The sequence below is a fragment of the Paenibacillus alba genome (assembly GCF_013204855.1).
GTDB classification, from domain to species: Bacteria; Bacillota; Bacilli; order Paenibacillales; family NBRC-103111; genus Paenibacillus_E; species Paenibacillus_E alba.
In genome coordinates, this window is sequence record NZ_JABMKZ010000102.1 from 1 (window position 1) to 774 (window position 774).

The following is a 774-nucleotide window of genomic DNA, read 5'->3' on the forward strand; positions in this document are numbered from 1 at the left end:
CTCGTAAGGTGAAAAAACCCGTATTGATATTAAGCAGTCGAACCCCGAATAAAGCAAGTGTTCGAGAAAGAATCAAGGAATTAGAGGAAAACGGAGCAAAGGTGGTATTGAAAGAAACGGATATAAGCGTAGAGAGTCAAGTAACGGAGTTAATCAGGGGAGTACGTGAAGAATACGGCTGTATAAACGGCATCATTCATTGTGCTGGGGTCATACGTGACAATTACATCAAAAAAAAATCAGTAGAGGAGTTAGGTGAAGTATTTGCTCCCAAGGTACGGGGAGTTGCCTATCTCGACCAAGCCAGTAAAGAAGAAGCCCTTGATTTCTTTATCCTATTCTCCTCCGGATCAGGGGTATTGGGCAATCCGGGTCAAGCGGATTACGCGGCAGCAAATGCATATATGGATGTTTACACCGAACATAGAAATGAGTTAATAGCTAAAGAGCAACGACAAGGACGAACCCTGACCATCAATTGGCCACTTTGGAAAGAGGGGGGGATGCAGGTAAGTAAAGCTACCGAGAAGTTGATGCAGGGGAAAGGACTAGAGGTTTTGGACACGATCAAGGGACTTCATGCATTTTACCAAGCATGGGTCTCGAATTGCAGTCAGGTCGTTATAGTAGAAGGAGACGCTTTGGAATTAAGACGGCAACTTTTAATCCAAGGTGAAGGTAACACGGGAAATGAAGAACAAATGCATGACAAAACCGAAGAAACAGAAGATGTAGATAACCGAATGCTTGAGAACAAAGTACAAAAGGCAACTG

Annotated in this window: 1 protein-coding gene; it reads left to right on the forward strand. The window is 43.5% G+C overall.

What is annotated here, in order from left to right; translation table 11 throughout:
* On the forward strand, window positions 1-774 hold a 774-nt coding region (locus tag HQN90_RS38075; protein WP_173227993.1), incomplete at both ends, for an SDR family NAD(P)-dependent oxidoreductase.